Origin of the sequence: Yersinia sp. IP36721, assembly GCF_003634395.1 — a bacterium.
GTDB lineage: Bacteria > Pseudomonadota > Gammaproteobacteria > Enterobacterales > Enterobacteriaceae > Yersinia > Yersinia entomophaga.
On sequence record NZ_QCZL01000001.1, the window covers coordinates 415,467 to 441,462 of the forward strand.

Below are 25,996 nucleotides of genomic sequence, written 5' to 3' on the forward strand. Positions count from 1 at the left end.
CAGTGTCTTGTGTTGTATCGCTTCAGCATGATGAGGGTCTGGTTACATTGCCACTTTATGAATGAAAGAGTAGTCTGATTCGGAAAAACTAATAGGGAGTGACGGGTATGCAGGCACGAGTAAAATGGGTTGAAGGTCTGACTTTTTTGGGTGAATCCGCCTCTGGTCATCAGGTTTTAATGGATGGTAACGCCGGAGATAAAGCCCCAAGCCCGATGGAAATGTTGCTGATGGCGGCCGGTGGCTGTAGCGCTATCGATGTGGTGTCCATTTTGCAAAAAGGGCGCAACGATGTGCACGACTGCGAAGTAAAATTGACCTCCGAGCGTCGGGAGGAAGCCCCTCGCCTGTTTACCTTGATTAACCTGCATTTTGTCGTCAGTGGTAAAGATTTGACCGAAAAAGCCGTCGAGCGAGCCGTTGAGCTTTCCGCGGAGAAATACTGCTCGGTAGCCCTGATGTTGGGTAAGGCTGCCAAAATCACCCACAGTTTTGAAATTCGCTCTCTAACCTGACCATATTTATCAACGCCCGGTTTATTCGCTCCGGGCGTTGTATTTATAGGATTCATATACGTACAGAATTGCTTGTATCACTGCCTGTTTATCCGGAAACTGCTACTCAAAGACTCAAAGACTCAAAGACTCAAAGACTCAAAGACTCAAAGACTCAAAGACTCAAAGACTCAAAGACTCAAAGACTCAAACATCTTAAATCGTTAAATCCCCCACTGTTCCCTTACTCACCGCGATTCATATTTCACAGTCAATCGCCGCGGTTCAATTTTTTGATTTTCTATCAGGCTGTTATCGTATTTATTACTATACATTTTTAAGATAAACGCCGTCGTTTTCCAGGCGCCTGATCGTTAGATAGTCATTGCGAATGGTTTCTGCGTCAGAATGAACCAGATAAATAGCACCTGGCTGGCTGAAAACATCCTGAGTGACCCCAATAGCATCACCTTCTTCTACATAAAAATCAGCCAGTGAAAAAGACGGTAAAGTAAGAAGTTCGGATAAAAAATCCTGCTGATGGAAGATACCTTTATGTCTATTAATCAGGCCGATATTGTAAGAGTAATTTTGTAGCTGGTATGACGGATGGCATTCGGTAAATGACAGAAACTGCGTCGGTGCGGTGATTGCCATAACCGTGGCACAAATTTGCCCCAATCCGGTGGTACGCGCCGATATGGTAGGACGCAGAATTCCGTCCGTTCTGGCGGCCACCTCGACTAATTTAGGCCCCGACGTTGTTAACATCACTTCTGCATGGCTAGGGCCATTGCGAATTCCTAATGACTCAATTACCTGGCGAGTGTAACTAACCAGCGCCTGATAATGCTCGAAGGATGCATCCAGAATTTCATCGATATCATAAAGAATCCGCCCTGAAGCAAGACGAAGTTTGGTGTAACGGACAACTTCAGTTACCAGCGGTCTGCCCATCAGTGAAACCATATTCACCACGTATTCCACGCCGTCGAGATATTCCTGAATTAACACCTGCTGATTAACCGCATTTAATTTGCTGTAGCTACCCATTATTTGAACAAATGCGTCTTCAGCCTCTGCCTGAGAATGGCAAATGAATACGCCTTCAGAGCCTGCGCTGGCCAACGACTTTAGTACGACGGGGTAGCCGTGATGAGATTTAATCCAACCTTCGGCGGCTGGCCATTCGCTGGCGGTGGTTTGTCGTGCGGCAGCTAAACCGGCATGGGTAATGGTTTCAATCATGGCATATTTGTTTCTGCGGGCTTCGCTATGGTTATAGTCATTGGCAAAAGGCAAACCAAAGCGATGATTGAGTTCGTCGCAGAGCAAAAGGCCACTTTCAGCTCCGGCAATGATGTAATCGGGGGCGAATAGCGCAACATCCTGGTTGGTATCGGATAAGTTTTGATGGGTGAGTAGCGACGAATAGATCGAATAATCAAACCCATAATAGTAGTAATCATGTAAATCAGCGCTAGACGAAATGTGTAATAGCAAGCAACCCGCATCAAATAGTTCCTTCGCCAGAAATTTTCCGGAAGAAAAACCATCAACAATGACGACTTTAATCATGTTTAACTCCATGTTATCGAATGGTCTTTAATTTATAAACGGACATAAACAGCAACATTGCCAGTATGAACCTTAATGAAAAAATACTCCTTGATGAAATCAGAATACGTTCGTCGAGGTACGACAATAACAATGTGAAAATAGGTAGTGTTAATAAATTTAGCGACACCTGAATATCTGTTAAATAGAACATGGTTATCTGAATAAGATAAACAACAAAAATATATTCTACGATAATAAGCCTAGAAATAGGTGCTGCGTGATATTTATCTATCAGTAATAAATTTCTATTGTTGCTTAAATAAATAGCGGCGATTAGTCATGTAATGATATTCCTTAGCGTTAGGCGCTCATGGGTGTGCCAGCCATATAGAAACACCTTCTTTGATACTGTGATGTATAGAACTGTACCAATAGCACAGAGAATCATGTTGGTAATACCGATAAAACGCTGAGCCGGAGAGGGGGTTGCTAACCCACTGCTTCCGATAACTAAATTGAAAAGCATAATAAAACGGTAATTAGAGCTAGGGGCAAGATTGCGTACTCAATTTTCGCAATTGAGCCATTATCTTTTAGCCCGTGGGAAAGAAGATAATATTGTTTTCCAATTCATTTATTGCATGAATGAATATTCTATCTGTATGGCTGCCAGTCGGGTTGCTATATTCACATGTGGAAAATACGCAGCTTCCATTTCTTCTTAATCTATCGGTCTCTATAAGTGCAGTACGGCCAATATCCGCTATTTCCATTTATACACTCCTTAAGTTTTTCCAGTATGGCTTATTGGGTATGAAACAGTAATGGGCGAATAAAAACTAGCACTGTTTTATTTTAAATAAAAGTGATTAATTTGTTGATGTATTTAATTATGATTTTGTTTATTATTTTTATATGGATTATTCACTGATAAGAGTCGACTATCAAATGATAGCCGTCTTCATTTATTAGAGGTTACGTATTGATTGGCTCTGCCGGAATCAGCCGATTTTCTTTCCTTCTAATAATTGTTGTACCAAAGGCGCCATGATTAATTCCATTGCCAGCCCCATTTTTCCGCCGGGAACAACCAATGTATTGATATTTGAAATGAATGAACCTTGCAGCATCGCCAAAAGGTAAGGGAAATCAATTTGATCCAGCCCGCGGAAATGGATCACCACAAAACTTTCATCCAAAGACGGAATAGCTTTGGCTGCAAAAGGATTGGATGTATCTACAGTTGGCACCCGCTGGAAGTTGATATGAGTTCGGGAAAACTGAGGTGTGATGTAATTAATATAATCATCCATCGAACGCACCACGGAATCCATCACTGCTTCTCGTGAATGGCCACGCTCACCGGTATCCCGAACCAGTTTCTGTATCCACTCAAGGTTCACTATTGGGACAACGCCAACCAACAGATCGACATGTTTAGCTACATCATGGTGTTCGGTCACTACGCCGCCGTGTAAACCTTCGTAGAATAAAACGTCGGTGGGTTCTGGCAGTGGCTCCCAAGGAGTGAAAGTTCCAGGCACCTGATGGTAGGGAACGGCTTCGTCGTAAGTATGCAGATACTTGCGTGAGCGTCCTCGGCCGTGCTCGCCGTATTCAGACACGCTTTGCTCCAGTAAACCGAAATCATTCGCCTCAGGCCCAAAATAGCTAATGTGGCGGCCAAGATCCCGCGCTTTGCGGATCGCTGCATCCATTTCCGGGCGTGTGTAGCGGTGGAAACTGTCCCCTTCGATTTGGGCTGCTCGTATGTTTAGTTGTTGAAATATCTTACGAAAAGCCAGGCTGGTCGTTGTGGTTCCTGCGCCGCTTGAGCCTGTTACTGCAATCACCGGATGTTTGGCTGACATAGGGGTTCTGCTCCGTAGGGTACTGAGTTATTGTTATATTTTTCAAAGGATTATTATGATTTATCTGCCAGTAATGAGCTGGGGATAATGGCCGAAGAAAAATAGCTGATAGTTACTTTTAGGGCAAAGCGGCGGTTTTGTCATCTTGTTTCACTGTGGTATCGCGTTGGACACCACGGTGAAATAACAGAGTGAGTGACGGATTATTCTTGCTCTTCTGAGCCGGCACGAAATAGCGCTTTAGGCATAATATTGATTGTTTCATGCAGTTCCGACCACACCAATACGGCTTCGCCGCTGACTAACTGGCGGCGTACGTCGGCCACTTTTTGTTCCAACGATCGTTCCTGTTCGCCATAGTCGGTTCCTTCGCGTAGCACGAAAGCTTCGATCAAATTTTCCAGCGTAGCGCTGTCTATTTGTTGCCATGGAATAATCATTTTTGCTCCAGATAAGGGGATAGCCAGGCCGGAATACGCTGTTCCAGCCACATTTTCGGTTGTTTTATAGAGCCGCCGACAAAACCAACGTGACCCCCGTGTTCCGTCAACTGATATTCAATATTCGACGGTAATGCCGTTTGAACGGGAATAACGTCTGGCGTCATAAAAGGATCGTCTTTAGCGTGAATAATCAGCAGCGGTGTACGGATCTGCGGTAATAGGGGTAGGGCGCTACAGCGGCGATAATAATCCAGCGCATCGGTAAAACCGTGTATTCGTGCGGTGATGACGTCATCAAAATCGCGTATCCGGCGTAAGTTTTTTAGCTGGGATAAATCCAGCGGTAGGCTGCCGGGATAGCTTAATAATTTACGTGTCGCGTTAAGTTTGAGTTGATCGAGCAAATAACGTTGATAGACCCGTGAGAATCCCTGTTCCAGACGGTAGGCACAAGGTTCCAGCATGAGTGGAGCGGAAACCACGACCGCAGCTTCCAATAGGCTATTTTCCCCCTGTTGCGCCAAATAGCAGGCTAGCATATTGCCGCCTAGAGAGACGCCGACGGCAGCGGTTGGTACCTGACCATAGCTGTCCCTCAGCCACTGTAGGAAAAAACGGGCATCTTCCGTTTCGCCGGAATGATAAATGCGGGATTTACGATTAGGTTCTCCACTACAGCCGCGAAAATGCATGACTACGCTGAGCCAGCCCTGTTCTCGACAGGCATGCAGCAGGCCGTGAGCATAAGGGCTGTAGAAGCTGCCTTCCAGACCGTGGAACAGTACGACTCTGGGTTTTTCTCTGGCGAGGTCTGGATCTTCGCTCCAGGCGAGATCGACAAAATCTCCATCGGGCAGGTTTAGGCGCTGCCAAAACGGCTGGAGACGTATTCGACGCCGGATCAGGCGGGGTAACAGAGTCTGTAAATGTGGGTTACTGGCACCGGCTAGCGGGCGAAAGATCTCATACATAAGATGAATTTAAATCATGCTATTGCTCTTGTATGATCAATATCACACTGTTAGCTTCAATGATATATCGCATCTATTTCAAGGGTGAGAGGCACCCGTTTCATGGAGCTAAGTTTATTTCTTTCGATGTTAGGTTTTCTTTGGGTTGCCGCAATCACGCCTGGTCCAAATAATATGTTGTTGACTGCTTCTGGCGCTAACTTTGGCTTTACTCGCTCCATTTGGCTGATGTTGGGCATTATGCTGGGAATGCAAAGTGTGTTGTTGTTCGTGGCATTCGGCGTGGGCAGCCTGATTTTGATTTACCCTTCGCTGCATCTGGCATTGAAAGTTCTGGGTAGCCTCTATTTACTGTGGTTGGCATGGAAAGTTGCCACTTCTGCCTATCAAAAACTCGAAACCGACGTTGCACCGCCTAAACCGATGCGTCTGTATCAAGGCTGGCTGCTACAATTTCTTAATCCAAAGGCTTGGTTGATGGGATTAGGCTCGGTTGCCAGTTTCAGTCTGGCCGGTGCCGCCTATGATCATTCCATCGTGATGATTAGCTTGGGTATGTTTTTGGTCAATCTGGTGTGCGGTATCGTCTGGTTGGGCTTCGGTAGTGTGATCGGCCAAATGCTGCGTAGCCGCCGCGCCTGGTTTACCTTTAATGTCTCGATGGGGATATTGACGGCGGCCTGTGTGCTTCTGATCTGGCATTAATCACATCAATACTTTGCTGCTATAGGATATCGATTTGAGCGATTTTAACTATTTTCACGTAGATGCCTTTGTTGGCGAGGGTCTGCTGGGTAATCCGGCTGGCGTCTGCCTGCTAAAACGTCCGTTAACGACAGAGCACATGCAAGCCATTGCTGCGGAATTGCATTTACCTGAGACCAGTTTTATTTGGGATGATGGGGATCAAACTGCGATTCGTTGGTTTACGCCAACGCGGGAAGTGGATTTGTGCGGACACGGAACGCTGGCAGCGGCGCATGTGATGTTCAGCCATGTCAATCCGGCCTTGAGTGACATTGTCTTTCGTTCTGCCAGCGGCGAGCTTTATGTGAAGCGCGAAGCCGAAGATTTTGAACTGTTATCCTTGAATTTCCCTTCTCTACCGCCGCAAGCTATTGCTACACCAGACATTTTAACTAAGCTGCTGGACGTGGACATTCAGCTGGTGTTGCAGGCTAAATCACTATTAGTAGTATTGGCGTCGGAACAGCAGGTACATGATTTGCAGCCTGATATTGGCGAACTGATCGAAAAAATGGGGCGTGGTGTGATCGTTACCGCCCCCGGCGATGAAGTCGATTTCGTTTCGCGCTTCTTTACGTTGGGTGGAAATGAAGATCCGGTGACCGGCTCGGCGCACTGTACTTTGATGCCATATTGGGCCGCGCGTTTAGGTAAAAATAGTCTCCATGCCCGCCAAATATCGCATCGGGGAGGCGAGCTTTTCTGTACCTTGAAAGGCGATCGCACGGTGATTGCCGGTTATGCCAAGATATTTCTGCAAGGCGCAATTGTGTTGTAATTAATACCTCGATTTTTATGCGCTGAATCAGACTCATAGGTTATTTCCCTCCGGGTCTGTGACAGCGATACTCACCCCAGATCCTCTTATTGGCTCGAGCTTCACTCTGCCGTTTTATTTATCTCTTATTCATCAAAAGAATAAAAAATATTTTTTTATTCTTTTATGTCGTTATCTCTCTTGGGTACAACTGTGGATACCGAGCGTCTTTGCGCTCCTGCTGCAGTGATGTCACTGAATGGCAACTTTATCCAAGTGGAGCAAACCATGGCGTTCAAACCTTTCTCTTTGAGTTTATTGGTGTTGTCGCTGGCAACGACTGCTGCCCACGCGGTGGACGTTACCGTGGCCTACCAGACGGCTGCGGAACCGGCGAAAGTGGCACAGGCAGAAAACAGTTTTGCCAAACTCTCCGGAGCCAAGGTCGATTGGCGCAAATTTGACAGTGGCTCCAGCGTGGTGCGCGCACTGGCCTCTGGCGATGTACAAATTGGCAATTTGGGTTCCAGCCCATTGGCAGTTGCTGCCAGTCAGCAGGTTCCCATTGAAGTGTTTTTGCTGGCTTCTCAACTCGGTAGTTCCGAAGCTTTAGTGGTGAAAAAAGACATCAAAACGCCGCAGGAACTGATCGGCAAACGCATTGCGGTTCCCTTTATCTCTACAACGCATTACAGCCTGTTGGCGGCGTTAAAACATTGGGGGATAAAGCCCGATCAGGTCACTATCCTGAATTTACAACCGCCGGCCATTGCGGCGGCGTGGCAGCGCGGAGATATTGATGGCGCTTATGTTTGGGCACCTGCGGTAAATGAATTAGCGAAAACAGGCAAAGTGTTGACCGATTCGGCGGAAGTCGGGCGCTGGGGGGCACCAACGCTGGATGTATGGGTGGTGAGAAAAGATTTCGCCAAGGCGCATCCTGAAGTTGTGACCGCCTTTGCCCGTAGCGCGCTGGATGCGCAGCAGGCTTATTTGTCTCAACCGAACCAATGGCTGATAAACGCGCAAAATCTACAACAGCTTTCCCGTTTGAGCGGCGTGCCGGAAGCTCAGATTCCCGAATTAGTGAAGGGAAATACTTATTTACCGGTAGCCGAGCAAATTACCCAACTGAGCAAACCCGTGGATAAGGCGATTGCCGATACTGCCGCCTTCCTGAAAGCGCAGGGGAAAATTCCGCAGGTTGCTGAGGATTACAGCGATTACGTTACCGACCGCTTTGTTAAAGCGGTACAAGCAGCGCCGCAGTCTTAGGAGGCCAGATGCTAAACGTCAGCGGCCTGAGTGCGGAATATCAGGGAAAAGCGGCATTAAAAAATGTGTCGTTAAATATAGCCTCCGGCGAACTGGTGGTGGTGCTTGGGCCATCAGGATGCGGAAAAACCACGTTATTGAACCTGATTGCCGGCTTTATTCAACCCTCGGCGGGAAGTATCACTTTAGACGGTGTGCCGATTACTGGGCCGGGTGCCGATCGCGGCGTGGTGTTTCAGCATGAAGGATTGCTGCCGTGGCGAGATGTGATTAGCAACGTGGAATTCGGTCTTCAACTGGCTGGCATGGATCCCTCGCAGCGACGTGAAACGGCGTTGAAAATGCTGGGCGAGGTCGGATTAAGCGGTTTTGAGCATCACTTTATCTGGCAGCTCTCTGGCGGTATGCGCCAGCGCGTCGGAATAGCTCGTGCATTGGCGGTTGATCCGCGCTTGCTGCTGTTGGATGAACCTTTCGGTGCGCTAGATGCATTCACGCGTGAGCAGATGCAAGAACTGTTACTGAATATTTGGCGCGATACCGGTAAGCAGGTGCTGTTAATTACCCATGATATTGAAGAAGCTGTTTTTTTAGCCAGCGAGCTACTGTTGTTATCGTCAGGGCCGGGGCAGGTGGTGGAACGGTTGACGCTCAATTTTGGTCAGCGATATGCCAATGGCGAAGCCTGCCGCTCAATTAAGTCAGATCCAGAATTCATTGCTCAGCGTGAATATGTGCTGAGTAAAGTATTCCAGCAGCGAGAGGCTTTGATATGAGCCTGCACAGCACATTGCGTTCTTCGGCACCGAATACGGCATCTTCAGGGCGAATTAGCCGCCGATTCGTTCGCTCTATCGGGCAGTTATTGCCCCGCAGTTTAGGGTTAAGTTTGCTGACGTTAGCGCTGATATTAGTGATTTGGTGGAGCGTTACGGCGCTGCAACTGATTAGCCCGCTCTTTCTTCCTGCGCCGCAGCAAGTGCTGCATCAGCTCATGACCATTGCCAGCCCACAAGGCTTTATGGACGCTACGCTGTGGCAGCATTTAGCCGCCAGCCTTGGGCGGATTATGCTGGCTTTATTAGCGGCAATCGCGCTGGGAATCCCAACCGGCATTGCTATGGGATTAAGTCCGACGGTACGCGGCATATTGGATCCGCTGATTGAAATTTATCGGCCCGTACCTCCTTTGGCTTATTTACCGCTGATGGTGATTTGGTTTGGCATCGGTGAGACATCCAAGATTTTGCTGATTTATTTAGCCATTTTCGCGCCGATTACTCTGGCTGCGGTAGCCGGTGTGCGCAGCGTAGCGCAGGTGCGAGTCAGAGCCGCGCAAGCATTGGGTGCCAACCGTTGGCAGGTATTACGACATGTGGTATTGCCGAGTGCCTTACCCGAGATTCTGACCGGCATCCGCATTGGTCTGGGCGTGGGTTGGTCTACTTTAGTCGCCGCCGAGCTGATTGCAGCCACGCGAGGTCTGGGATTTATGGTGCAGTCTGCCGGTGAATTTTTAGCAACGGATGTGGTTATCGCCGGTATCGGCGTAATCGCAATAATCGCTTTCAGCATGGAATTAGGGCTTCGGGCCATTCAGCGCCGCTTAACCCCTTGGTACGGAGTGCAACAATGAACGAACGTTTAGTGGTTAATCCCCTTGGGCCTTATATCGGCGCACAAATCGAAAATATCGATATTTCCCGCCCATTGGGCGATAGTCAATTTGAGCAGCTTTATCATGCGTTGCTCAAACATCAGGTGCTCTTTCTGCGTAATCAGCCGATAACGCCGTTGCAGCAGCGAGATTTGGCGGGGCGTTTTGGCGACCTGCATATTCATCCAGTTTATCCACACGCCAAAGAGTGTGAGGAAATTATCGTACTGGATACTCACGATGATAATCCGCCGGATAATGATAACTGGCATACGGATGTGACTTTCATCGCCAATCCGCCGTTGGGTGCCATTCTGGCGGCGAAGCATCTACCTGCTACCGGCGGTGACACTCTATGGACCAGCGGCATCGCGGCCTACGAGGCGCTATCTGCCCCGTTTAAGCAGCTTTTGGCGGGATTGCAGGCCGAGCATGATTTTACTAAATCATTCCCTGAGCATAAGCATCGGGCTACGCTGGAAGATCACCAACGCTGGCTGCTGGCGAAAGAGAAGAATCCGCCGCTTTTGCATCCGGTGGTACGCACCCATCCGGTCAGTGGCCGTCAGGCGTTATTCGTTAATGAAGGTTTTACGACAAAAATCAATGAATTAAGCGCTAAAGAAAGTGAGGCTTTGTTGGGATTCCTGTTTGCTCACGCGACGAAACCCGAATTTCAGGTGCGCTGGCGTTGGCAGCAGGATGACGTGGCTATTTGGGATAATCGGGTTACCCAGCATTACGCCAATGCGGATTATTTGCCGGAGCGTCGGATTATGCATCGGGCCACGATCCTCGGTGACAAACCCTTTTATCGGCCTTAAGTGAAGGTTTTTGTCTGGCGTAGCGGCGGAAAATGATAATGCAACGTAGCGCCCGCCAGAAATCCCGCAGGCCGATCGCTCCCCGGATTAAGGGCATTTCCAATCCTAATTCTTTGAAACGTCTGGCAAGCTGGCTACGCTCTGCGCAGGTTCTGGTTTGCCAACGGGTTAAGCCTAATAGCTGGCCGCTTTCTCGATTAGCGTGGCGTAGCAGTGCCTTGCTCAGCACTGGCTCTGATTGCGCCGCAATACGGACTAATTCGCTGATAATATCGAGATAACTCGCTGCTCGTAACATTCTTAGATGAAAACAGTGTTTTCTGGTGATGGAGTGGGGCGCGGTGCGATAGCCATAAAGCGGTTCAGGGCAGTAATTTACGCGCTGTGCGGCTAACGCCAGCCGAGTGGTCCATAAAATATCTTCATGGAGCTGATGAGGCGTAAAAGTTAATTGATGCGCCTGGATTAGCTCTCGACGGATCAGTTGTAGCCAGCAAAAATGCAGCCAGTTGTTTTGTGCGACGCTGTGGATAATCCATTGTTTTCCGGTGAGCGTCTTTTGCCAGCGTTGTTCGGGTAATAAAGGTTTGACGCTCTGCTGAGTGGGTTCGCCGCAGAAACGATAGCCGTTGCCAATCAGTAGATCCAACTGCTGTTCTGTGGCCTGTTGTAGCCAGATTTGCAGTGCGTTCGGCGCTAGCCAGTCATCGCAATCGGCAAATGCGACCCATTGCCCTTTTGCCTGAGCAATGCCCTGATTACGGGCAATGGATAAACCTTGATTGGGTTGATGTATGACGCGCAGAAAAGAGTGACGGCGGGCGCGATCCGTGAGTATGGCGGCGCTGCCGTCGCTGGAGCCATCATTGATAGCGATGATTTCGAAAGATACGCCTGACTGACTGCTCAATGAATCAAGCAGCGTGGCAAGATAGGCTTCGCCGTTGAACACCGGCACAATAATGCTGATATCAATTTTTTCCATGCCGCGATCATCCATGAATAGCGGCAGTTTTCAGCTTGGAAACGCTTAATTTTCTTCAAATTCCTTAGTCAGATGCTCTAATTGCTCCTGGGCATCCAGCCAATTCATTTCGGTTTCTTCCAGTTTGGATTTCACCTGATTTTGCCGCTGCAAACATTCGGTTAGCTCGCTCTTGCGGGAGATATCGTACAGCGCAGAATCTGCCAATTCATCTTCCACGGCGGCTAGTTCGGCGCTCAACTTATCCATTTGTTTTTCCAGCGTCATGATTTGCTTACGCAGTGGCTGGGTTTGCGTGCGGAACTCAGCGTCGCGGCGTTTTTGGTCTTTACGCTGCTGGGCGCTATTTCCAGAGACTTCTTTTTCCGGGCTACCTTGCTGTGACTGCTGACGCTGTAAATCGACCAGCCACTGCTGATAATCCTCCAGATCGCCGTCAAATTGCTCGACTTTGCCGTCGTGAACCAGATACAAATCGTCAGTTGTAGAACGCAATAAGTGACGATCGTGGGAAACAACGACCAATGCGCCTTCAAAATCAATTAGCGCCTCGGTGAGTGCCTGCCGCATATCTAAATCCAGATGGTTGGTCGGTTCATCCAGCAGCAATAGGTTAGGGCGCTGCCAGATAATCAGCGCCAATACCAGACGCGCTTTCTCTCCACCGGAGAATCGAGCGGTCGGATCTGTGACTTGATCACCCTGGAAACCGTAGCCGCCCAGATAATCCCGCAGTTGCTGTTCCGGCTCTTTCGGCGCCAAACGGCTCATATGCTGGAGCGGGGATTCATCCGCACGTAAGAATTCCAACTGATGCTGAGCGAAGTAACCTAGTTTGATGCCTTTCGACAAACCGATCTCACCGCTTTGTGGTTCCAGCGTGCCAGCCAGCAATTTGATTAGCGTAGATTTACCTGCCCCGTTGCGTCCGAGCAGACCGATACGGGAGCCGGGAACCAGATTTAACTTAATAGATTGCAGAATGGTTTTATCGCCGTAGCCGGCGCTGACTTTCTCCATTCGCAATAGCGGATCGGGCAGGCTTTCCGGCGTGCGAAAGCTAAAGCGGAACGGGTTATCAACGTGCGCTGGCGCAATCATTTCCATGCGTTCGAGCATTTTAATTCGGCTTTGTGCCTGCTTGGCTTTGGTCGCCTGAGCGCGGAAACGGTCAATATAGTGTTGCAGATGCGCGACTTTTTCCTGCTGGTGTTGATACATCGATTGCTGCTGAGCGAGCTTGGTCGCACGCTGGCGTTCGAAAGATGAATAGTTGCCGGTATATTCATTTAGCGACTGCTGTTCAATATGCAGAATCTTATCGATAATAGGATCGAGGAAATCCCGATCGTGGGAAATCAGGATTAGCGTACCTGAATAGCTTTTCAGCCATTTTTCCAGCCAGATTACGGCGTCCAAATCCAAATGGTTGGTCGGTTCATCCAGCAGCAGCAAATCAGAACGACATACCAGAGCCTGTGCCAGATTAAGGCGCATTCGCCAGCCGCCAGAGAAAGAATGAACGGGCTGCTGCAACTGATCCTGCGAAAAGCCTAAGCCATTTAGCAGACTGGCTGCGCGAGACTGAATGGTCCAGGCCTGAATGGCATCGAGTTTCCCATGTACCGTAGCAATAGCATGACCGTCGTTTTTTTCGTTGGCGGCCTGTAATTCGGATTCCAACTGACGAAATTCACGGTCGCCGTCGATAACATACTCTATCGCTGGCATATCTAGCGCCGGGGTTTCCTGATTAACCCAGGCCAGCGCCCAGTTATTGGGGAAAGTGGCGTTGCCCCCATCGGCGCTCATTTCGCCTTTCAGCAAGGCCAGCAGGGTCGATTTGCCACAGCCGTTTTTACCTACCAGCCCGACCTTCTGGCCCGGATTGACGGTCGCTGTAGCATTGTCCAGCAAGACGCGAGTCCCGCGTCGAATTTGAAGCGAAGAGAAAACAATCATAGAGTGCCGTATGTTTAGAGTATGTTAAATTGTCATTATATTAAGGTAACCCTTAGTACCTGAGGTCGCAGAGGCATTAGTTTCTAGCCTAATCTGCAATACCCACTACTTCTACTTTGGGTACAAACAGGGCGTTAAACGCCCTATTTTAAGTCTTGCGACGCATGGTAACGGAAAACCCGCACCCTGACGACGCTTTGGAGGGGAATGATGTCACAGCCGCCGAAGGTTTTGCTGCTGTATGCCCATCCGGAATCACAGGACTCGGTCGCCAATCGGGTTTTACTGCAACCGGTAAAGCAGCTAGCGCATGTCACTGTGCACGATCTTTACGCACATTATCCGGATTTCTTTATTGATGTTCATCACGAGCAACAGCTACTGCGTGAGCATCAGGTCATTGTCTTCCAACATCCGCTTTATACCTATAGTTGCCCGGCCTTATTAAAGGAATGGCTGGATCGCGTACTGGCGCGCGGGTTTGCCAATGGCGTCGGAGGCCATGCTCTGCGGGGAAAATACTGGCGTTCGGTGATTACCACCGGCGAACCGGAAGGGACATATCGAGTCGGCGGCTATAACCAATATCCGATGGATGACATTCTGCGCCCGTTCGAATTGACTGCGTCTATGTGTCATATGCATTGGATAAATCCGATGATTGTTTACTGGGCGCGTCGGCAAAAGCCGGAAGTGTTGTCCAACCATGCGCAGGCCTACGCCGAGTGGTTAGCTTCTCCGTTGCCACAAGGGAGGCCATAATTATGGAAGGCTCGGCGCTATTAACCGCAATTTTACTGTTTTTGTTTGCAGCTGTCGTTGCGGTACCTATCGCACAACGATTGGGTATTGGAGCGGTATTGGGATACCTGATTGCCGGTATCGCCATTGGCCCGTGGGGGCTGGGTTTTATTCGCGATGTGGATGAGATTCTGCATTTTTCTGAGCTAGGCGTTGTTTTCCTGATGTTCATCATTGGTCTGGAACTGAATCCAGCCAAACTCTGGCAATTGAGGCGCTCTATTTTTGGCGTCGGAGCGGGGCAGGTGATCATCACCGCGACGGTTTTGGGCGCGCTGCTCTATTTCACTCAGTTTGCCTGGCAGGCCGCGGTCATTGGTGGCATCGGTTTAGCCATGTCCTCAACCGCAATGGCACTTCAGCTTATGCGTGAAAAAGGGATGAACCGTAACGAAGGCGGCCAACTTGGTTTCTCTGTATTGTTATTTCAGGATATGGCTGTTATTCCCGCATTGGCGCTGATTCCCATTTTGGCGGGCGGCGGTGGGGGCGCTAACGATTGGGCGAGAATCGCTCTGAAAGTGGCCGCTTTTGCTGGCATGCTCATCGGAGGGCGATACCTGCTACGCCCGTTATTTCGTTATATTGTTGCCTCCGGCGTGCGTGAGGTGTTTACCGCCGCCGCGCTTCTGGTCGTGCTAGGTTCGGCAATATTTATGGATGCGCTGGGCCTGTCGATGGCGTTAGGGACATTTATCGCCGGAATCCTGTTGGCGGAAAGTGAATTTCAGCATGAACTGGAAATCGCTATTGAGCCTTTTAAAGGCTTATTGCTCGGCCTGTTCTTTATCTCAGTGGGGATGGCGCTGAATATTGGCGTTATCTTTACCCATCTGCGGGAAGTATTACTTGGCGTATTGGCGCTGGTTTCCATCAAAGCCACGGTACTTTATGGGTTGGCCAGAGCCTTTGGCCTGAGGCGTTCAGTGCGGCTTCAGTTTGCCGGTGTGCTGAGTCAGGGCGGTGAGTTTGCCTTCGTACTATTCTCTGCGGCTTTTAGTCAGCATGTATTAAGTGTCGATCAACTCGCGCTGCTGCTGGTGGTCGTGACTTTATCAATGATGACTACACCGTTATTGATGCAAGGTATCGATCGTATTCTGTCTCGCCGTTATAACGCTCCGGAAGAAAGCGACGAAAAACCTTTCGTGGAAGACAACGATCCGCAGGTTATCGTTGTAGGTTTTGGGCGCTTCGGGCAGGTTATTGGCCGTCTGCTGATGGCAAACAAAATGCGTATTACCGTATTGGAGCGGGACGTTAGCGCCGTAGGCGTGATGCGCAAATACGGTTATAAGGTTTATTATGGCGATGCAACCGAACTAGAACTGCTGCGTGCCGCCGGCGCGGAGAAAGCCAAAGCCATAGTGATTACCTGTAATGAGCCGGAAGACACCATGACATTGGTGCATTTATGTCAGCAACACTTCCCCAATTTACATATTCTGGCCCGCGCCAGAGGCCGCGTGGAAGCACATGAATTATTGCAAAGCGGCGTGAAGGATTTTACCCGCGAAACTTTCTCCAGTGCGCTGGAACTGGGGCGTAAAACATTACGACAACTGGGTATGCACCCGCATCAGGCTTATCGGGCGCAGCAGCATTTCCGTCGTTTGGATATGCGTATGCTGCGTGAGCTGATGCCGCCGCACCATGGCGATGTGGCGCAGATTTCCAGAGTCAAAGAGGCCCGTCGCGAGCTGGAAGATATTTTCCAACGAGAAATGCTGCATGAAAGCAGGCAGCTTGATGGCTGGGATGAACACGAGTAAACCGGAGAAATCAGCATGTCTGTAACCCGTAAACGTTTTATTGCCGGCGCTACCTGCCCGCAGTGTAAGGCTATGGATACTCTCGCTTTATGGCGTGAAGATCAGGTGGAAGTCGTGGAATGTGTGAAGTGTGGCCATCATCAGCGTCAAACTGACGAGCAGGTCAATCAGCATGTCCGCCCGAAAGAGCAAGTTATCGGTATTTTTGATCCAAAGTAGCGTTATCCTCAGCGATTTTTTATGCTGAAGGGTACAGGGGTTCAGATTTCCGCTACAATCTGTGCCAATTTTTGTTCCAAGGGTAGGAGATGTCATGAAAGTAGCAAAAGACCTAGTGGTCAGCCTGGCTTACCAGGTACGTACAGAAGACGGTGTGTTAGTTGATGAGTCTCCGGTGAGTGCGCCGTTGGACTACCTGCACGGACACGGCTCCCTGATTTCCGGTTTGGAAAAAGCGTTGGAAGGCCACGAGGCGGGCGACCGTTTTGATGTGCGTGTAAGTGCTGATGACGGTTACGGCAACTATGATGAAAATCTGGTTCAGCGCGTACCGAAAGACGTATTTATGGGTGTTGACGAGTTGGAAGTCGGTATGCGCTTCCTGGCTGACACCGATCAGGGTCCAGTACCGGTAGAAATTACCGCAGTGGAAGACGAGCACGTTGTGGTTGATGGTAACCATATGCTGGCTGGTCAGGATCTGAACTTCAACGTTGAAGTTGTTGCCATTCGCGAAGCGACTGCAGAAGAACTGCAACACGGCCACGTACACGGTGAGCACGATCATCACCATGAACACGGCGGCGGCTGCTGCGGCGGTCACGACCACGATCACGACCATGACCACGGCCATGACCACGCTCAACAGGGCGGCGGTTGCGGTAAAGGCGGCTGTGGTTGCCACTAAGGCATCACGATCGTCAATGAAAAAGCCAGCCGCAAGGCTGGCTTTTTTGTGCCGCAAATAAACCTCAATAGTGAGGTGGGGGCGTTTCGTCTGCCTGTGATGCCAACATTGAAGGCTGGGAGGCCCGTAATTTATCCGTCAGCAAACGCAGGTGTTCCCGCAGTTTGGTCATTTCCATCTGGTGTTCAGTCACAATCAAATTCAATTCTTCAATTGTCACTTCCTGAAACGCCAGACGACTTTCCAGCATTTCAAGCCGTTGTTCGAACAAAGACGCTTCCATAGTATTTCCTCTCATAACTGCTAACGACGATTCTGTCATCGATTCCTGCCGCGGTGGCCGCATGCCGGAGCGACAGCGATGTCAGAGATTCTACCTGTAAACGCCGCGGAATGCCTTGCGCAGAGAGTGAGAACAATAAAAAGGAAACTTCTTGTGATAAAAAAAGTCGAAATATCACTGCATACTGTAGATTCGGAGATTGTTTTGTCTTCGCTCCGGCAGTTATAGTACTGAAACATACACAATCGTTGCTTGGGGTAAGAAGCCCTGAGCCATTGGAGAAATGGATGAAATCATTGTTTAAAGTAACCTTGCTGGCTACAACCATGGCATTGACCCTGAATGCAACTCAGGCTATGGCTGCTGACGCGGTAAAAACTCCTGACGCGGCAGCAACGACTAACAGCAAGTTCAAAAATGACGACCAGCAATCTGCATATGCACTGGGTGCATCCTTAGGTCGTTATATGGACAACTCGCTGAAAGAACAAGAAAAACTGGGAATCAAACTGGATAAAGACCAGTTGATCGCCGGTGTTCAGGACGCTTTTGCCAATAAATCTAAGCTGACTGACGAAGAAATTGAAAAAACTCTGCAAGGTTTTGAAGCTCGTGTGAAATCCTCGGCTCAGGCCAAGATGGCGCAAGATGCGAAAGAAAATTCAGATAAAGGCACCAAGTACCGCGATACTTTTGCTAAAGAAAAAGGCGTGAAGAAAACCGCGAGCGGCCTGCTGTATAAAGTTGAAAAACCAGGTGCTGGTGACGCGCTGAAAGACAGTGATACCGTAGTAGTTAACTATAAAGGTACTTTGACTGACGGCACCGTCTTTGATGATTCATACAAACGCGGCGAGCCACTGTCTTTCCGTCTGGACGGCGTTATTCCAGGCTGGACTGAAGGTCTGAAACAAATCAAGAAAGGCGGCAAAATCACTCTGGTCATCCCACCAGAACTGGCTTACGGTAAAACCGGCGTTCCGGGGATCCCCGCTAACTCCACTCTGGTATTCGACGTGGAATTGCTGGATGTGAAAGCTGCTCCTAAAGCCGACGTCGCTGCTGAAAAAACCGCCGCAGAAGCTGAAGCAAAAGCCCAAAAATAATTCGGAAATAGCTTAGTATCGCTTTGGCGAACAGCACAGACCGTTGCGAATTGCTTTCGCGGCGGTTTTTTTTTGTATTCTGCTGATTCATTTTGCGCTTCTGCTCTTGGATAACTTGACGCTTATGGGTTGTGGGCTTAACGTCAATACCACGCACAAACGCAAGGATTTAGCTTTGGCATATTTGCTAAGCTTATATTCCAAGATATTGAGTTATGAGTCTGCCCGTTGCTATTGAGACAGGCTCTACCTAGAGGGTGGTGTCTTCGATGTCTAATTCGCTTTTAACTGGCGAAACCAGTGAACTGGATTTACTGGATGAACGTCCGTTCAGTCAAACAGATTATGAAATACTGAAATCATACGAGGCCGTCGTTGATGGCTTGGCCATGTTGATTGGCGGACATTGTGAAATTGTTCTGCATTCGCTGGAAGATCTTAAGTGTTCAGCCGTCAGAATTGCCAACGGTGAACATACTGGCCGTCAGATTGGTTCGCCGATAACCGATCTGGCGCTGCGTATGCTGCACGATATGGCCGGTGCGGACAGTAGCGTCTCTCGCGCCTATTTCACTCGCGCAAAAAGCGGCGTATTGATGAAATCCGTCACTATCGCTATTCGTAATCGCGTTCAGCGAGTGATTGGCTTGCTGTGTATCAACATGAATCTGGATGTGCCTTTCTCACAAATTATTCAGACATTTATGCCACCGGAAACGCAGGAAGTTCCTTCTTCCGTCAACTTTGCGTCATCGGTGGATGATCTGGTGGCGCAAACGCTGGAATTCACCATTGAAGAGGTGAATGCGGATCGCAATGTGTCTAACAATGCGAAAAATCGCCAGGTGGTGCTCAATCTTTATGAGAAGGGTATTTTTGATATTAAAGATGCCATTAACCAAGTGGCGGAGCGGTTGAATATCTCGAAGCATACGGTTTATCTGTATATTCGCCAGTTCAAAAGCGGCGATCTTATCGGGCACGAGCGCTAATGCTGCGTTACTGCCTATTGGTTACCGGCCCTGCCTATGGTACTCAGCAGGCCAGCAGTGCTTATCAGTTTGCTCAGGCGTTACTGGCGGCGGGCCATCAATTGGTCAGCATTTTTTTCTATCGGGAAGGGGTGCTGAACGCCAATCAACTGACTTCGCCTGCCAGCGATGAGTTTGATCTGGTTCGCGCGTGGCAACAACTGGCGCAGCAGAATGGGATTGAGCTCAATGTGTGTGTGGCCGCGGCGTTGCGGCGAGGAATCTGCGATCGGCATGAGGCGGAGCAGCTTGATCTGGCCGCCGCCAATCTACAGCCCGGTTTTACTCTGAGCGGATTGGGTTCGCTGGCCGAAGCGGCGCTGACCTGTGACCGCGTTGTTCAATTTTGATCGCGCAATTTTAGAGATGGGCATGAAATCTATCGCTTTTGTTTTCACTCAAGGCCCACACGGAAACGCGAGTGGCCGGGAAGGACTAGACGCGCTATTGGCGGCTTCGGCTCTCAGCGAAGATATCGGCGTGTTTTTTGTCTCGGATGGCGTATTCCAGTTACTTCCGCAACAACAGCCGGAAAAAATTCTGGCCAGAAACTATATTGCCACTTTCGGTGTCTTACCACTTTATGACGTAGAAAAGTGTTATATGTGCGCAGAGGCATTACGGCAACGCGGTCTGGCTCAGGCCAAAGATTGGGTGTTGGATGTTGAAGTGTTAGCGCCTGAAAAGTTACGCCAACAGTTAGCCGCTTACGACGTTGTGCTGACATTTTGACCGTATCAGGATACTAAATATGTTGTATACCTTCAGCCGTTCACCTTTTCAATGCGATTTATCCGCGCTGCTGAGACTGACCACCGACGAAGATGCCATTCTGTTTTTGCAGGATGGAGTGCTAGCGACGTTAAAAGACGCCGATGTTCTTAACATATTGTTAAATAACTTAGCTTCTCTCTATGTTCTGGAAAATGATCTGGCTGCGCGTGGTTTGGTTGGTCAAAATTCAGACAAAATACTAGCGATCGGCTATACTCACTTCGTCGATTTAACCACTAAACATCGTCAACACTTGGCATGGTAATACGACTAATGCTGTATATTTCTTGACACCTTAGGTAGTCAGCCATAAAATTCTGCGTCCTCGTACTCTGCCCTTAGTGCATACGAGGGGGATTTATCACGTGTTTACGAAGCAAAAACCCAGGAGCTTTTTTAATAATGGCAACGATTAACCAGCTGGTTCGCAAGCCACGTAGCATGAAGGTTGCTAAGAGCAACGTTCCTGCACTGGAAGCCTGCCCGCAGAAACGTGGTGTATGTACCCGCGTATATACCACCACCCCGAAAAAACCAAACTCCGCACTGCGTAAAGTTTGCCGTGTGCGTTTGACTAACGGTTTTGAAGTCACCTCCTACATCGGCGGTGAAGGTCATAACCTTCAGGAACACTCCGTGATCCTGATCCGTGGCGGTCGTGTTAAAGACTTGCCAGGTGTGCGTTACCACACCGTTCGCGGCGCGCTTGACTGCTCAGGTGTTAAAGACCGTAAGCAAGCTCGTTCTAAGTACGGCGTGAAGAAGCCAAAGGCTTAATGGTTCTCCGTTAAGTAAGGCCAAACATTTTCACTTTAATGTCAAAATAAACTCTTAGAGTTTTGGACAACCCTGAATTAACAACGGAGTATTTCCATGCCACGTCGTCGTGTTATTGGTCAACGTAAAATCTTGCCAGATCCTAAGTTCGGATCTGAGTTACTGGCCAAATTTGTAAACATCCTGATGGTAGATGGTAAAAAATCTACTGCAGAAGCAATCGTCTATACCGCGCTGGAAACCCTGGCTCAGCGTTCTGGTAAAGACTACCTGGAAGCGTTTGAAACTGCTCTTGATAACGTGCGCCCGACTGTAGAAGTTAAGTCTCGCCGCGTTGGTGGTTCAACCTACCAGGTACCAGTAGAAGTTCGTCCGGTTCGTCGTAATGCCCTGGCAATGCGTTGGATCGTTGATGCTGCTCGTAAACGCGGTGATAAATCCATGGCTCTGCGCTTGGCGAATGAACTGTCTGACGCAGCAGAGAACAAAGGTTCTGCTGTTAAGAAACGTGAAGACGTTCACCGCATGGCAGAAGCCAACAAGGCGTTCGCCCACTACCGCTGGTAATTACCACGCAGTAGTAATGCTAACCATGCGGGCGCTTCAATTAGCCAACCCGCATGGGTTAACTGAACTTGAACGCCCTAGGAATAGAGGAATCAAATGGCTCGTACAACACCCATTGAGCGCTATCGTAATATCGGTATCAGTGCTCACATCGACGCCGGTAAAACCACCACTACCGAACGTATTCTGTTCTACACCGGCGTAAATCATAAAATCGGTGAAGTTCATGACGGCGCAGCCACCATGGACTGGATGGAACAGGAGCAGGAACGTGGTATTACCATCACTTCTGCTGCAACCACGGCCTTCTGGTCTGGTATGGCTAAGCAGTTTGAGCCACACCGCGTCAACATCATTGACACCCCAGGACACGTTGACTTCACCATCGAAGTAGAACGTTCCATGCGTGTTCTTGATGGTGCTGTAATGGTTTACTGTGCTGTTGGTGGTGTTCAGCCGCAGTCTGAAACCGTATGGCGTCAGGCTAACAAATATAAAGTTCCACGCATCGCGTTCGTTAACAAAATGGACCGTATGGGTGCTAACTTCCTGAAAGTTGTTGGTCAGATCAAATCTCGTCTGGGCGCGAATCCAGTTCCATTGCAACTGGCAATCGGCGCAGAAGAGAAATTCACCGGCGTTATCGATCTGGTGAAAATGAAAGCCATCAACTGGAACGATGCAGATCAGGGCGTTACCTTCGAATACGAAGATATCCCTGCTGACATGGTTGAGCTGGCTAAAGAATGGCACCAGAACCTGGTTGAATCTGCAGCTGAAGCTTCAGATGAGCTGATGGACAAATACTTGGGCGGCGAAGAGCTGACCGAGGCTGAAGTCAAGAAAGCTCTGCGTCAACGCGTTCTGAACAACGAAATTATTCTGGTAACCTGTGGTTCTGCGTTTAAAAACAAAGGCGTACAGGCGATGCTGGATGCGGTTATCGAATACCTGCCGGCTCCAACTGACGTTGAAGCTATCAACGGTATTCTGGACGATGGTAAAGATACCCCGGCTGTTCGTCATTCATCTGACAACGAGCCATTCTCTGCACTGGCGTTCAAAATTGCTACCGACCCGTTTGTTGGTAACTTGACCTTCTTCCGCGTGTACTCTGGCGTTGTAAACTCCGGCGACACCGTGTTGAACTCAGTGCGTTCACAGCGTGAGCGTCTGGGTCGTATCGTACAGATGCACGCCAACAAACGTGAAGAGATCAAAGAAGTTCGCGCAGGCGACATCGCAGCAGCGATCGGTCTGAAAGATGTGACTACTGGTGACACCCTGTGTGACCCAGCTAATCCTATCATCTTGGAACGTATGGAGTTCCCAGAGCCAGTAATCTCTGTTGCTGTTGAACCAAAAACCAAAGCCGACCAGGAAAAAATGGGTATGGCTCTGGGTCGCTTGGCAAAAGAAGATCCATCATTCCGCGTTTGGACTGACGAAGAATCTGGTCAGACTATCATCGCTGGTATGGGTGAGCTGCACTTGGATATCCTGGTTGACCGTATGCGCCGCGAATTTAACGTGGAAGCAAACGTCGGTAAACCTCAGGTTGCTTACCGTGAAACCATCCGCGACACCGTTAAGGACGTGGAAGGTAAGCACGCTAAACAATCAGGCGGTCGTGGTCAGTACGGTCATGTTGTTATCGACATGTCTCCGCTGCCACCGGGTGGCGTAGGTTATGAATTCGTCAACGAAATCGTTGGTGGTTCTATTCCTAAAGAGTTCATCCCAGCCGTTGATAAAGGTATCCAGGAACAGCTGAAAGCTGGTCCATTGGCAGGTTATCCGGTTGTTGACGTTAAGATTCGTCTGCATTACGGTTCTTACCATGACGTTGACTCCTCAGAATTGGCGTTTAAATTAGCCGGTTCTATCGCCTTTAAAGAAGGTTTCAAACGAGCTAAACCAGTTCTGCTTGAGCCAATCATGAAGGTTGAAGTCGAAACCCCAGAAGATTACATGGGTGACGTAATGGGCGACCTTAACCGTCGTCGCGGTATCATCGAAGGTATGGAAGATACTGCTACCGGTAAAACCGTTCGCGTCAAGGTTCCGTTGTCTGAAATGTTCGGTTATGCTACTGACCTGCGTTCTCAGACTCAGGGCCGTGCTTCTTACTCCATGGAATTCCTGGAGTATGCTGAAGCACCTAGCAACGTCGCTAAAGCCGTTATCGAAGCCCGTGGCAAATAAGCTTTCGGGTTTAAAACAATGATCCAGTGCTCTCTCATAAGTGGGAGAGCACAAGAGTAAGGAATATAGTCGTGTCTAAAGAAAAATTTGAACGTACCAAACCCCATGTAAACGTCGGTACTATCGGCCACGTTGACCATGGTAAAACTACCCTGACTGCTGCAATCACTTCCGTATTGGCTAAAACCTACGGCGGTAACGCTCGTGCATTCGATCAGATCGATAACGCGCCAGAAGAAAAAGCTCGTGGTATCACCATCAACACTTCTCACGTTGAATATGACACCCCGACTCGCCACTACGCGCACGTTGACTGCCCAGGTCACGCCGACTACGTTAAAAACATGATCACCGGTGCTGCGCAGATGGATGGCGCTATCCTGGTTGTTGCTGCAACTGATGGCCCTATGCCACAGACTCGTGAGCACATCCTGTTGGGTCGCCAGGTTGGCGTTCCTTACATGATCGTATTCATGAACAAATGCGACATGGTTGACGACGAAGAGCTGCTGGAACTGGTAGAAATGGAAGTTCGTGAACTTCTGTCTACTTACGATTTCCCAGGCGACGATATCCCAGTAGTTCGCGGTTCAGCGCTGAAAGCACTGGAAGGCGCTCCTGAGTGGGAAGCTAAAATCATCGAACTGGCTGGCTTCCTGGATTCTTACATCCCAGAACCAGAACGTGCTATCGACAAGCCGTTCCTGCTGCCTATCGAAGACGTATTCTCCATCTCCGGCCGTGGTACTGTTGTAACTGGTCGTGTAGAGCGCGGTATCGTTAAAGTTGGTGAAGAAGTAGAGATCGTTGGTATCAAAGATACTGTTAAATCTACTTGTACTGGCGTTGAAATGTTCCGCAAATTGCTGGACGAAGGCCGTGCTGGTGAGAACGTTGGTGTTCTGCTGCGTGGTATTAAGCGTGAAGATATCGAACGTGGTCAGGTTCTGGCTAAACCAGGTTCTATCAAACCACACACTACCTTTGATTCAGAAGTTTATATTCTGAGCAAAGACGAAGGCGGCCGTCATACTCCGTTCTTCAAAGGCTACCGTCCACAGTTCTACTTCCGTACAACTGACGTGACCGGTACTATCGAACTGCCAGAAGGCGTTGAGATGGTAATGCCAGGTGACAACATCAACATGAAAGTTACCTTGATCCACCCAATCGCGATGGATGACGGTCTGCGTTTCGCAATCCGTGAAGGCGGCCGTACTGTAGGCGCTGGTGTTGTTGCTAAAGTAATCTCTTAATTTCTTTACTGATTAAGTTAGAAGGGCGCTCCGGCGCCCTTTTTTATATCAAAAGAAAATAATCTTAATTGAAATAAAAAGCATTCCCATTTACACTTACGGCATTGGTTAAGAAGTGAGCCTTATATGTACGTATGTTTGTGTAATGGAGTGTCTGATAAAGTCATCCGCAATGCTGTTCGCCAGCATCATCCCCATACTTTGAAGCAACTACGCCAACTGGTTCCAATCGGAACTGATTGCGGAAAATGTATCCGGCAGGCGAGAGAAATTTTGATCGAGGAGTGTGCGAATATTCCAGAAATGAATGACGTTGCTTAAAACATAGGTGGGATAAGATTCCCCACTCTTTGCCATCTGGTACTACACTTTTAGTACTGGAAGCGGAGGGCTTATCTATGAAAGGCGATAAAAAAATAATTTCTCATCTCAATAAACTACTCGGAAACGAGCTGGTTGCTATCAATCAATACTTCCTGCATGCGCGAATGTTTAAAAACTGGGGACTTATCCGTCTGAATGATAAGGAATACCACGAATCCATCGATGAAATGAAACATGCAGATCGTTACATTGAGCGGATTCTGTTTCTCGAGGGTATTCCTAATCTACAGGATTTAGGCAAAATCAATATTGGCGAAGACGTCGAGGAGATGCTCAGGTCGGATCTGGCTCTGGAATTAAGCGGCGCCAAAGATTTACGTGAAGGCATCGCTTATGCTGATTCGATACATGATTATGTTACTCGCGATCTGCTTAAAGAAATTCTGACCGATGAAGAAGAACATATTGATTGGCTGGAAACTGAACTGAGCCTGATAGAACGTTTAGGTATACAGAACTACTCTCAGGCGCAGCTAGGGAAGATTAACTAAGCTGTTGTGCCACAATGCTGGGATAACAAAAAAGTGAGTATCTCAACGGTGCTCACTTTTTGTCTATTCAATTGAGGGTGGCGCAGTACTTACTTA

At 48.9% G+C, this 25,996-nt stretch carries 29 protein-coding genes; 22 read left to right on the forward strand and 7 right to left on the reverse strand.

Translation table 11 applies throughout. The annotated features are described in order from the left end of the window. The first annotated feature begins 107 nt into the window (after positions 1-107). The gene (locus tag DBA33_RS01770) at positions 108-515 is read left to right on the forward strand and encodes an OsmC family protein (protein WP_064515613.1); all 408 of its coding nucleotides are present in this window, start codon (positions 108-110) and stop codon (positions 513-515) included. A gap of 306 nt (positions 516-821) precedes the next feature. Here the strand turns inward: DBA33_RS01770 and DBA33_RS01775 are convergent, their stop codons facing one another. The 4 genes from DBA33_RS01775 to DBA33_RS01790 form a co-directional block, all read right to left on the reverse strand. Further along, positions 822-2,072 (reverse strand): ATP-grasp domain-containing protein, encoded by a 1,251-nt coding sequence (locus DBA33_RS01775; protein ID WP_120805368.1) that lies wholly within the window; start codon positions 2,070-2,072, stop codon positions 822-824. 983 nt (positions 2,073-3,055) lie between these two features. Beyond that, entirely contained in the window at positions 3,056-3,925 is an 870-nt protein-coding gene (locus DBA33_RS01780; protein ID WP_064515610.1) for a phosphoribulokinase, read from the reverse strand. 203 nt (positions 3,926-4,128) lie between these two features. Next, positions 4,129-4,365 carry a YheU family protein gene (locus DBA33_RS01785; protein ID WP_049597236.1) on the reverse strand — a complete coding sequence of 79 codons (237 nt, stop codon included), beginning with the start codon at positions 4,363-4,365 and terminating at the stop codon, positions 4,129-4,131. Continuing rightward, positions 4,362-5,339: a hydrolase gene (locus DBA33_RS01790; protein ID WP_064515607.1), complete on the reverse strand. Its 978-nt coding sequence runs from the start codon at positions 5,337-5,339 to the stop codon at positions 4,362-4,364. The genes DBA33_RS01785 and DBA33_RS01790 overlap by 4 nt, the downstream gene beginning before the upstream one ends. Before the next feature lie 102 nt (positions 5,340-5,441). Here DBA33_RS01790 and DBA33_RS01795 point away from each other — a divergent pair, with 102 nt between their 5' ends. From DBA33_RS01795 to tauD, 6 genes are all read left to right on the forward strand, one after another. Further along, the gene (locus DBA33_RS01795) at positions 5,442-6,044 is read left to right on the forward strand and encodes a LysE family translocator (RefSeq protein WP_064515605.1); all 603 of its coding nucleotides are present in this window, start codon (positions 5,442-5,444) and stop codon (positions 6,042-6,044) included. A gap of 34 nt (positions 6,045-6,078) precedes the next feature. After that, on the forward strand, positions 6,079-6,864 hold the full coding sequence (locus DBA33_RS01800) for a PhzF family phenazine biosynthesis protein (RefSeq protein ID WP_120805370.1): 786 nt from the start codon (positions 6,079-6,081) through the stop codon (positions 6,862-6,864). Between the two features lie 267 nt (positions 6,865-7,131). After that, on the forward strand, positions 7,132-8,118 hold the full coding sequence (gene tauA, locus DBA33_RS01805) for a taurine ABC transporter substrate-binding protein (protein WP_064518396.1): 987 nt from the start codon (positions 7,132-7,134) through the stop codon (positions 8,116-8,118). Between the two features lie 8 nt (positions 8,119-8,126). Further along, positions 8,127-8,894 carry a taurine ABC transporter ATP-binding subunit gene (gene tauB / locus DBA33_RS01810; protein WP_064515602.1) on the forward strand — a complete coding sequence of 256 codons (768 nt, stop codon included), beginning with the start codon at positions 8,127-8,129 and terminating at the stop codon, positions 8,892-8,894. Continuing rightward, complete coding sequence (gene tauC, locus DBA33_RS01815) at positions 8,891-9,754, forward strand: taurine ABC transporter permease TauC (protein WP_064515600.1); 864 nt, start codon at positions 8,891-8,893, stop codon at positions 9,752-9,754. The genes tauB and tauC overlap by 4 nt, the downstream gene beginning before the upstream one ends. After that, entirely contained in the window at positions 9,751-10,599 is an 849-nt protein-coding gene (tauD, locus tag DBA33_RS01820) for a taurine dioxygenase (RefSeq protein WP_120805372.1), read from the forward strand. The genes tauC and tauD overlap by 4 nt, the downstream gene beginning before the upstream one ends. Here the strand turns inward: tauD and DBA33_RS01825 are convergent. Together DBA33_RS01825 and DBA33_RS01830 are read right to left on the reverse strand one after the other, a co-directional pair. After that, a complete protein-coding gene (locus DBA33_RS01825) occupies positions 10,550-11,584 on the reverse strand; it encodes a glycosyltransferase (protein ID WP_064515598.1) in 1,035 nt (344 codons plus the stop codon). The genes tauD and DBA33_RS01825 overlap by 50 nt on opposite strands. 45 nt (positions 11,585-11,629) lie before the next feature. Next, on the reverse strand, positions 11,630-13,546 hold the full coding sequence (locus DBA33_RS01830; RefSeq protein WP_064515597.1) for an ABC transporter ATP-binding protein: 1,917 nt from the start codon (positions 13,544-13,546) through the stop codon (positions 11,630-11,632). Between the two features lie 210 nt (positions 13,547-13,756). Here DBA33_RS01830 and kefG point away from each other — a divergent pair, with 210 nt between their 5' ends. From kefG to slyD, 4 genes are all read left to right on the forward strand, one after another. Beyond that, positions 13,757-14,308: a glutathione-regulated potassium-efflux system ancillary protein KefG gene (kefG, locus tag DBA33_RS01835; RefSeq protein ID WP_064515595.1), complete on the forward strand. Its 552-nt coding sequence runs from the start codon at positions 13,757-13,759 to the stop codon at positions 14,306-14,308. A 2-nt stretch (positions 14,309-14,310) separates the two neighbouring features. Further along, complete coding sequence (kefB, locus tag DBA33_RS01840; protein ID WP_120805376.1) at positions 14,311-16,119, forward strand: glutathione-regulated potassium-efflux system protein KefB; 1,809 nt, start codon at positions 14,311-14,313, stop codon at positions 16,117-16,119. 15 nt (positions 16,120-16,134) lie between these two features. Further along, positions 16,135-16,338: a YheV family putative zinc ribbon protein gene (locus DBA33_RS01845; protein ID WP_049597226.1), complete on the forward strand. Its 204-nt coding sequence runs from the start codon at positions 16,135-16,137 to the stop codon at positions 16,336-16,338. Between the two features lie 94 nt (positions 16,339-16,432). After that, entirely contained in the window at positions 16,433-17,026 is a 594-nt protein-coding gene (slyD, locus tag DBA33_RS01850) for a peptidylprolyl isomerase (protein ID WP_064515592.1), read from the forward strand. A 64-nt stretch (positions 17,027-17,090) separates the two neighbouring features. Here the strand turns inward: slyD and DBA33_RS01855 are convergent, their stop codons facing one another. Beyond that, positions 17,091-17,309 (reverse strand): protein SlyX, encoded by a 219-nt coding sequence (locus tag DBA33_RS01855; RefSeq protein WP_049597224.1) that lies wholly within the window; start codon positions 17,307-17,309, stop codon positions 17,091-17,093. Between the two features lie 287 nt (positions 17,310-17,596). Here DBA33_RS01855 and fkpA point away from each other — a divergent pair, with 287 nt between their 5' ends. The 11 genes from fkpA (at position 17,597) to bfr (ending at position 25,900) form a co-directional block, all read left to right on the forward strand. Further along, a complete protein-coding gene (gene fkpA / locus DBA33_RS01860) occupies positions 17,597-18,415 on the forward strand; it encodes an FKBP-type peptidyl-prolyl cis-trans isomerase (protein ID WP_064515591.1) in 819 nt (272 codons plus the stop codon). 269 nt (positions 18,416-18,684) lie between these two features. Then, on the forward strand, positions 18,685-19,407 hold the full coding sequence (locus tag DBA33_RS01865) for a transcriptional regulator (protein WP_064515590.1): 723 nt from the start codon (positions 18,685-18,687) through the stop codon (positions 19,405-19,407). After that, on the forward strand, positions 19,407-19,796 hold the full coding sequence (tusD, locus tag DBA33_RS01870; protein WP_064515587.1) for a sulfurtransferase complex subunit TusD: 390 nt from the start codon (positions 19,407-19,409) through the stop codon (positions 19,794-19,796). The genes DBA33_RS01865 and tusD overlap by 1 nt, the downstream gene beginning before the upstream one ends. Before the next feature lie 16 nt (positions 19,797-19,812). After that, positions 19,813-20,178, forward strand: coding sequence for a sulfurtransferase complex subunit TusC (gene tusC / locus DBA33_RS01875; protein ID WP_120805418.1), 366 nt, complete (start codon positions 19,813-19,815; stop codon positions 20,176-20,178). 19 nt (positions 20,179-20,197) lie between these two features. Beyond that, a complete protein-coding gene (tusB, locus tag DBA33_RS01880; protein ID WP_064515585.1) occupies positions 20,198-20,485 on the forward strand; it encodes a sulfurtransferase complex subunit TusB in 288 nt (95 codons plus the stop codon). Between the two features lie 137 nt (positions 20,486-20,622). Further along, positions 20,623-20,997: a 30S ribosomal protein S12 gene (rpsL, locus tag DBA33_RS01885; RefSeq protein ID WP_004718567.1), complete on the forward strand. Its 375-nt coding sequence runs from the start codon at positions 20,623-20,625 to the stop codon at positions 20,995-20,997. A gap of 96 nt (positions 20,998-21,093) precedes the next feature. Beyond that, a complete protein-coding gene (rpsG, locus tag DBA33_RS01890) occupies positions 21,094-21,564 on the forward strand; it encodes a 30S ribosomal protein S7 (protein ID WP_004702306.1) in 471 nt (156 codons plus the stop codon). 96 nt (positions 21,565-21,660) lie between these two features. Next, complete coding sequence (fusA, locus tag DBA33_RS01895; RefSeq protein ID WP_064515583.1) at positions 21,661-23,769, forward strand: elongation factor G; 2,109 nt, start codon at positions 21,661-21,663, stop codon at positions 23,767-23,769. A gap of 71 nt (positions 23,770-23,840) precedes the next feature. Further along, entirely contained in the window at positions 23,841-25,025 is a 1,185-nt protein-coding gene (gene tuf, locus DBA33_RS01905) for an elongation factor Tu (protein ID WP_064515581.1), read from the forward strand. Between the two features lie 126 nt (positions 25,026-25,151). Beyond that, positions 25,152-25,346, forward strand: a complete 195-nt coding sequence (gene bfd / locus DBA33_RS01910) for a bacterioferritin-associated ferredoxin (RefSeq protein WP_071665759.1) — start codon at positions 25,152-25,154, stop codon at positions 25,344-25,346. 77 nt (positions 25,347-25,423) lie between these two features. Continuing rightward, positions 25,424-25,900: a bacterioferritin gene (bfr, locus tag DBA33_RS01915; protein ID WP_120805380.1), complete on the forward strand. Its 477-nt coding sequence runs from the start codon at positions 25,424-25,426 to the stop codon at positions 25,898-25,900. Positions 25,901-25,996: the final 96 nt, after the last annotated feature.

Coding starts and splice junctions, on each gene's coding strand:
- DBA33_RS01865 (WP_064515590.1), top strand. CDS start 18,685: ATGTCTAATTCGCTTTTAACTGGCGAAACCAGTGAACTGGATTTACTG.
- DBA33_RS01775 (WP_120805368.1), bottom strand. CDS start 2,072: ATGATTAAAGTCGTCATTGTTGATGGTTTTTCTTCCGGAAAATTTCTG.
- DBA33_RS01845 (WP_049597226.1), top strand. CDS start 16,135: ATGTCTGTAACCCGTAAACGTTTTATTGCCGGCGCTACCTGCCCGCAG.
- DBA33_RS01790 (WP_064515607.1), bottom strand. CDS start 5,339: ATGTATGAGATCTTTCGCCCGCTAGCCGGTGCCAGTAACCCACATTTA.
- DBA33_RS01825 (WP_064515598.1), bottom strand. CDS start 11,584: ATGGAAAAAATTGATATCAGCATTATTGTGCCGGTGTTCAACGGCGAA.
- DBA33_RS01770 (WP_064515613.1), top strand. CDS start 108: ATGCAGGCACGAGTAAAATGGGTTGAAGGTCTGACTTTTTTGGGTGAA.
- slyD (WP_064515592.1), top strand. CDS start 16,433: ATGAAAGTAGCAAAAGACCTAGTGGTCAGCCTGGCTTACCAGGTACGT.
- tauC (WP_064515600.1), top strand. CDS start 8,891: ATGAGCCTGCACAGCACATTGCGTTCTTCGGCACCGAATACGGCATCT.
- tauB (WP_064515602.1), top strand. CDS start 8,127: ATGCTAAACGTCAGCGGCCTGAGTGCGGAATATCAGGGAAAAGCGGCA.
- kefB (WP_120805376.1), top strand. CDS start 14,311: ATGGAAGGCTCGGCGCTATTAACCGCAATTTTACTGTTTTTGTTTGCA.
- DBA33_RS01795 (WP_064515605.1), top strand. CDS start 5,442: ATGGAGCTAAGTTTATTTCTTTCGATGTTAGGTTTTCTTTGGGTTGCC.
- tusB (WP_064515585.1), top strand. CDS start 20,198: ATGTTGTATACCTTCAGCCGTTCACCTTTTCAATGCGATTTATCCGCG.
- fusA (WP_064515583.1), top strand. CDS start 21,661: ATGGCTCGTACAACACCCATTGAGCGCTATCGTAATATCGGTATCAGT.
- rpsG (WP_004702306.1), top strand. CDS start 21,094: ATGCCACGTCGTCGTGTTATTGGTCAACGTAAAATCTTGCCAGATCCT.
- kefG (WP_064515595.1), top strand. CDS start 13,757: ATGTCACAGCCGCCGAAGGTTTTGCTGCTGTATGCCCATCCGGAATCA.
- tusC (WP_120805418.1), top strand. CDS start 19,813: ATGGGCATGAAATCTATCGCTTTTGTTTTCACTCAAGGCCCACACGGA.
- tusD (WP_064515587.1), top strand. CDS start 19,407: ATGCTGCGTTACTGCCTATTGGTTACCGGCCCTGCCTATGGTACTCAG.
- bfd (WP_071665759.1), top strand. CDS start 25,152: ATGTACGTATGTTTGTGTAATGGAGTGTCTGATAAAGTCATCCGCAAT.
- tauA (WP_064518396.1), top strand. CDS start 7,132: ATGGCGTTCAAACCTTTCTCTTTGAGTTTATTGGTGTTGTCGCTGGCA.
- tauD (WP_120805372.1), top strand. CDS start 9,751: ATGAACGAACGTTTAGTGGTTAATCCCCTTGGGCCTTATATCGGCGCA.
- DBA33_RS01785 (WP_049597236.1), bottom strand. CDS start 4,365: ATGATTATTCCATGGCAACAAATAGACAGCGCTACGCTGGAAAATTTG.
- rpsL (WP_004718567.1), top strand. CDS start 20,623: ATGGCAACGATTAACCAGCTGGTTCGCAAGCCACGTAGCATGAAGGTT.
- bfr (WP_120805380.1), top strand. CDS start 25,424: ATGAAAGGCGATAAAAAAATAATTTCTCATCTCAATAAACTACTCGGA.
- DBA33_RS01830 (WP_064515597.1), bottom strand. CDS start 13,546: ATGATTGTTTTCTCTTCGCTTCAAATTCGACGCGGGACTCGCGTCTTG.
- DBA33_RS01780 (WP_064515610.1), bottom strand. CDS start 3,925: ATGTCAGCCAAACATCCGGTGATTGCAGTAACAGGCTCAAGCGGCGCA.
- DBA33_RS01855 (WP_049597224.1), bottom strand. CDS start 17,309: ATGGAAGCGTCTTTGTTCGAACAACGGCTTGAAATGCTGGAAAGTCGT.
- fkpA (WP_064515591.1), top strand. CDS start 17,597: ATGAAATCATTGTTTAAAGTAACCTTGCTGGCTACAACCATGGCATTG.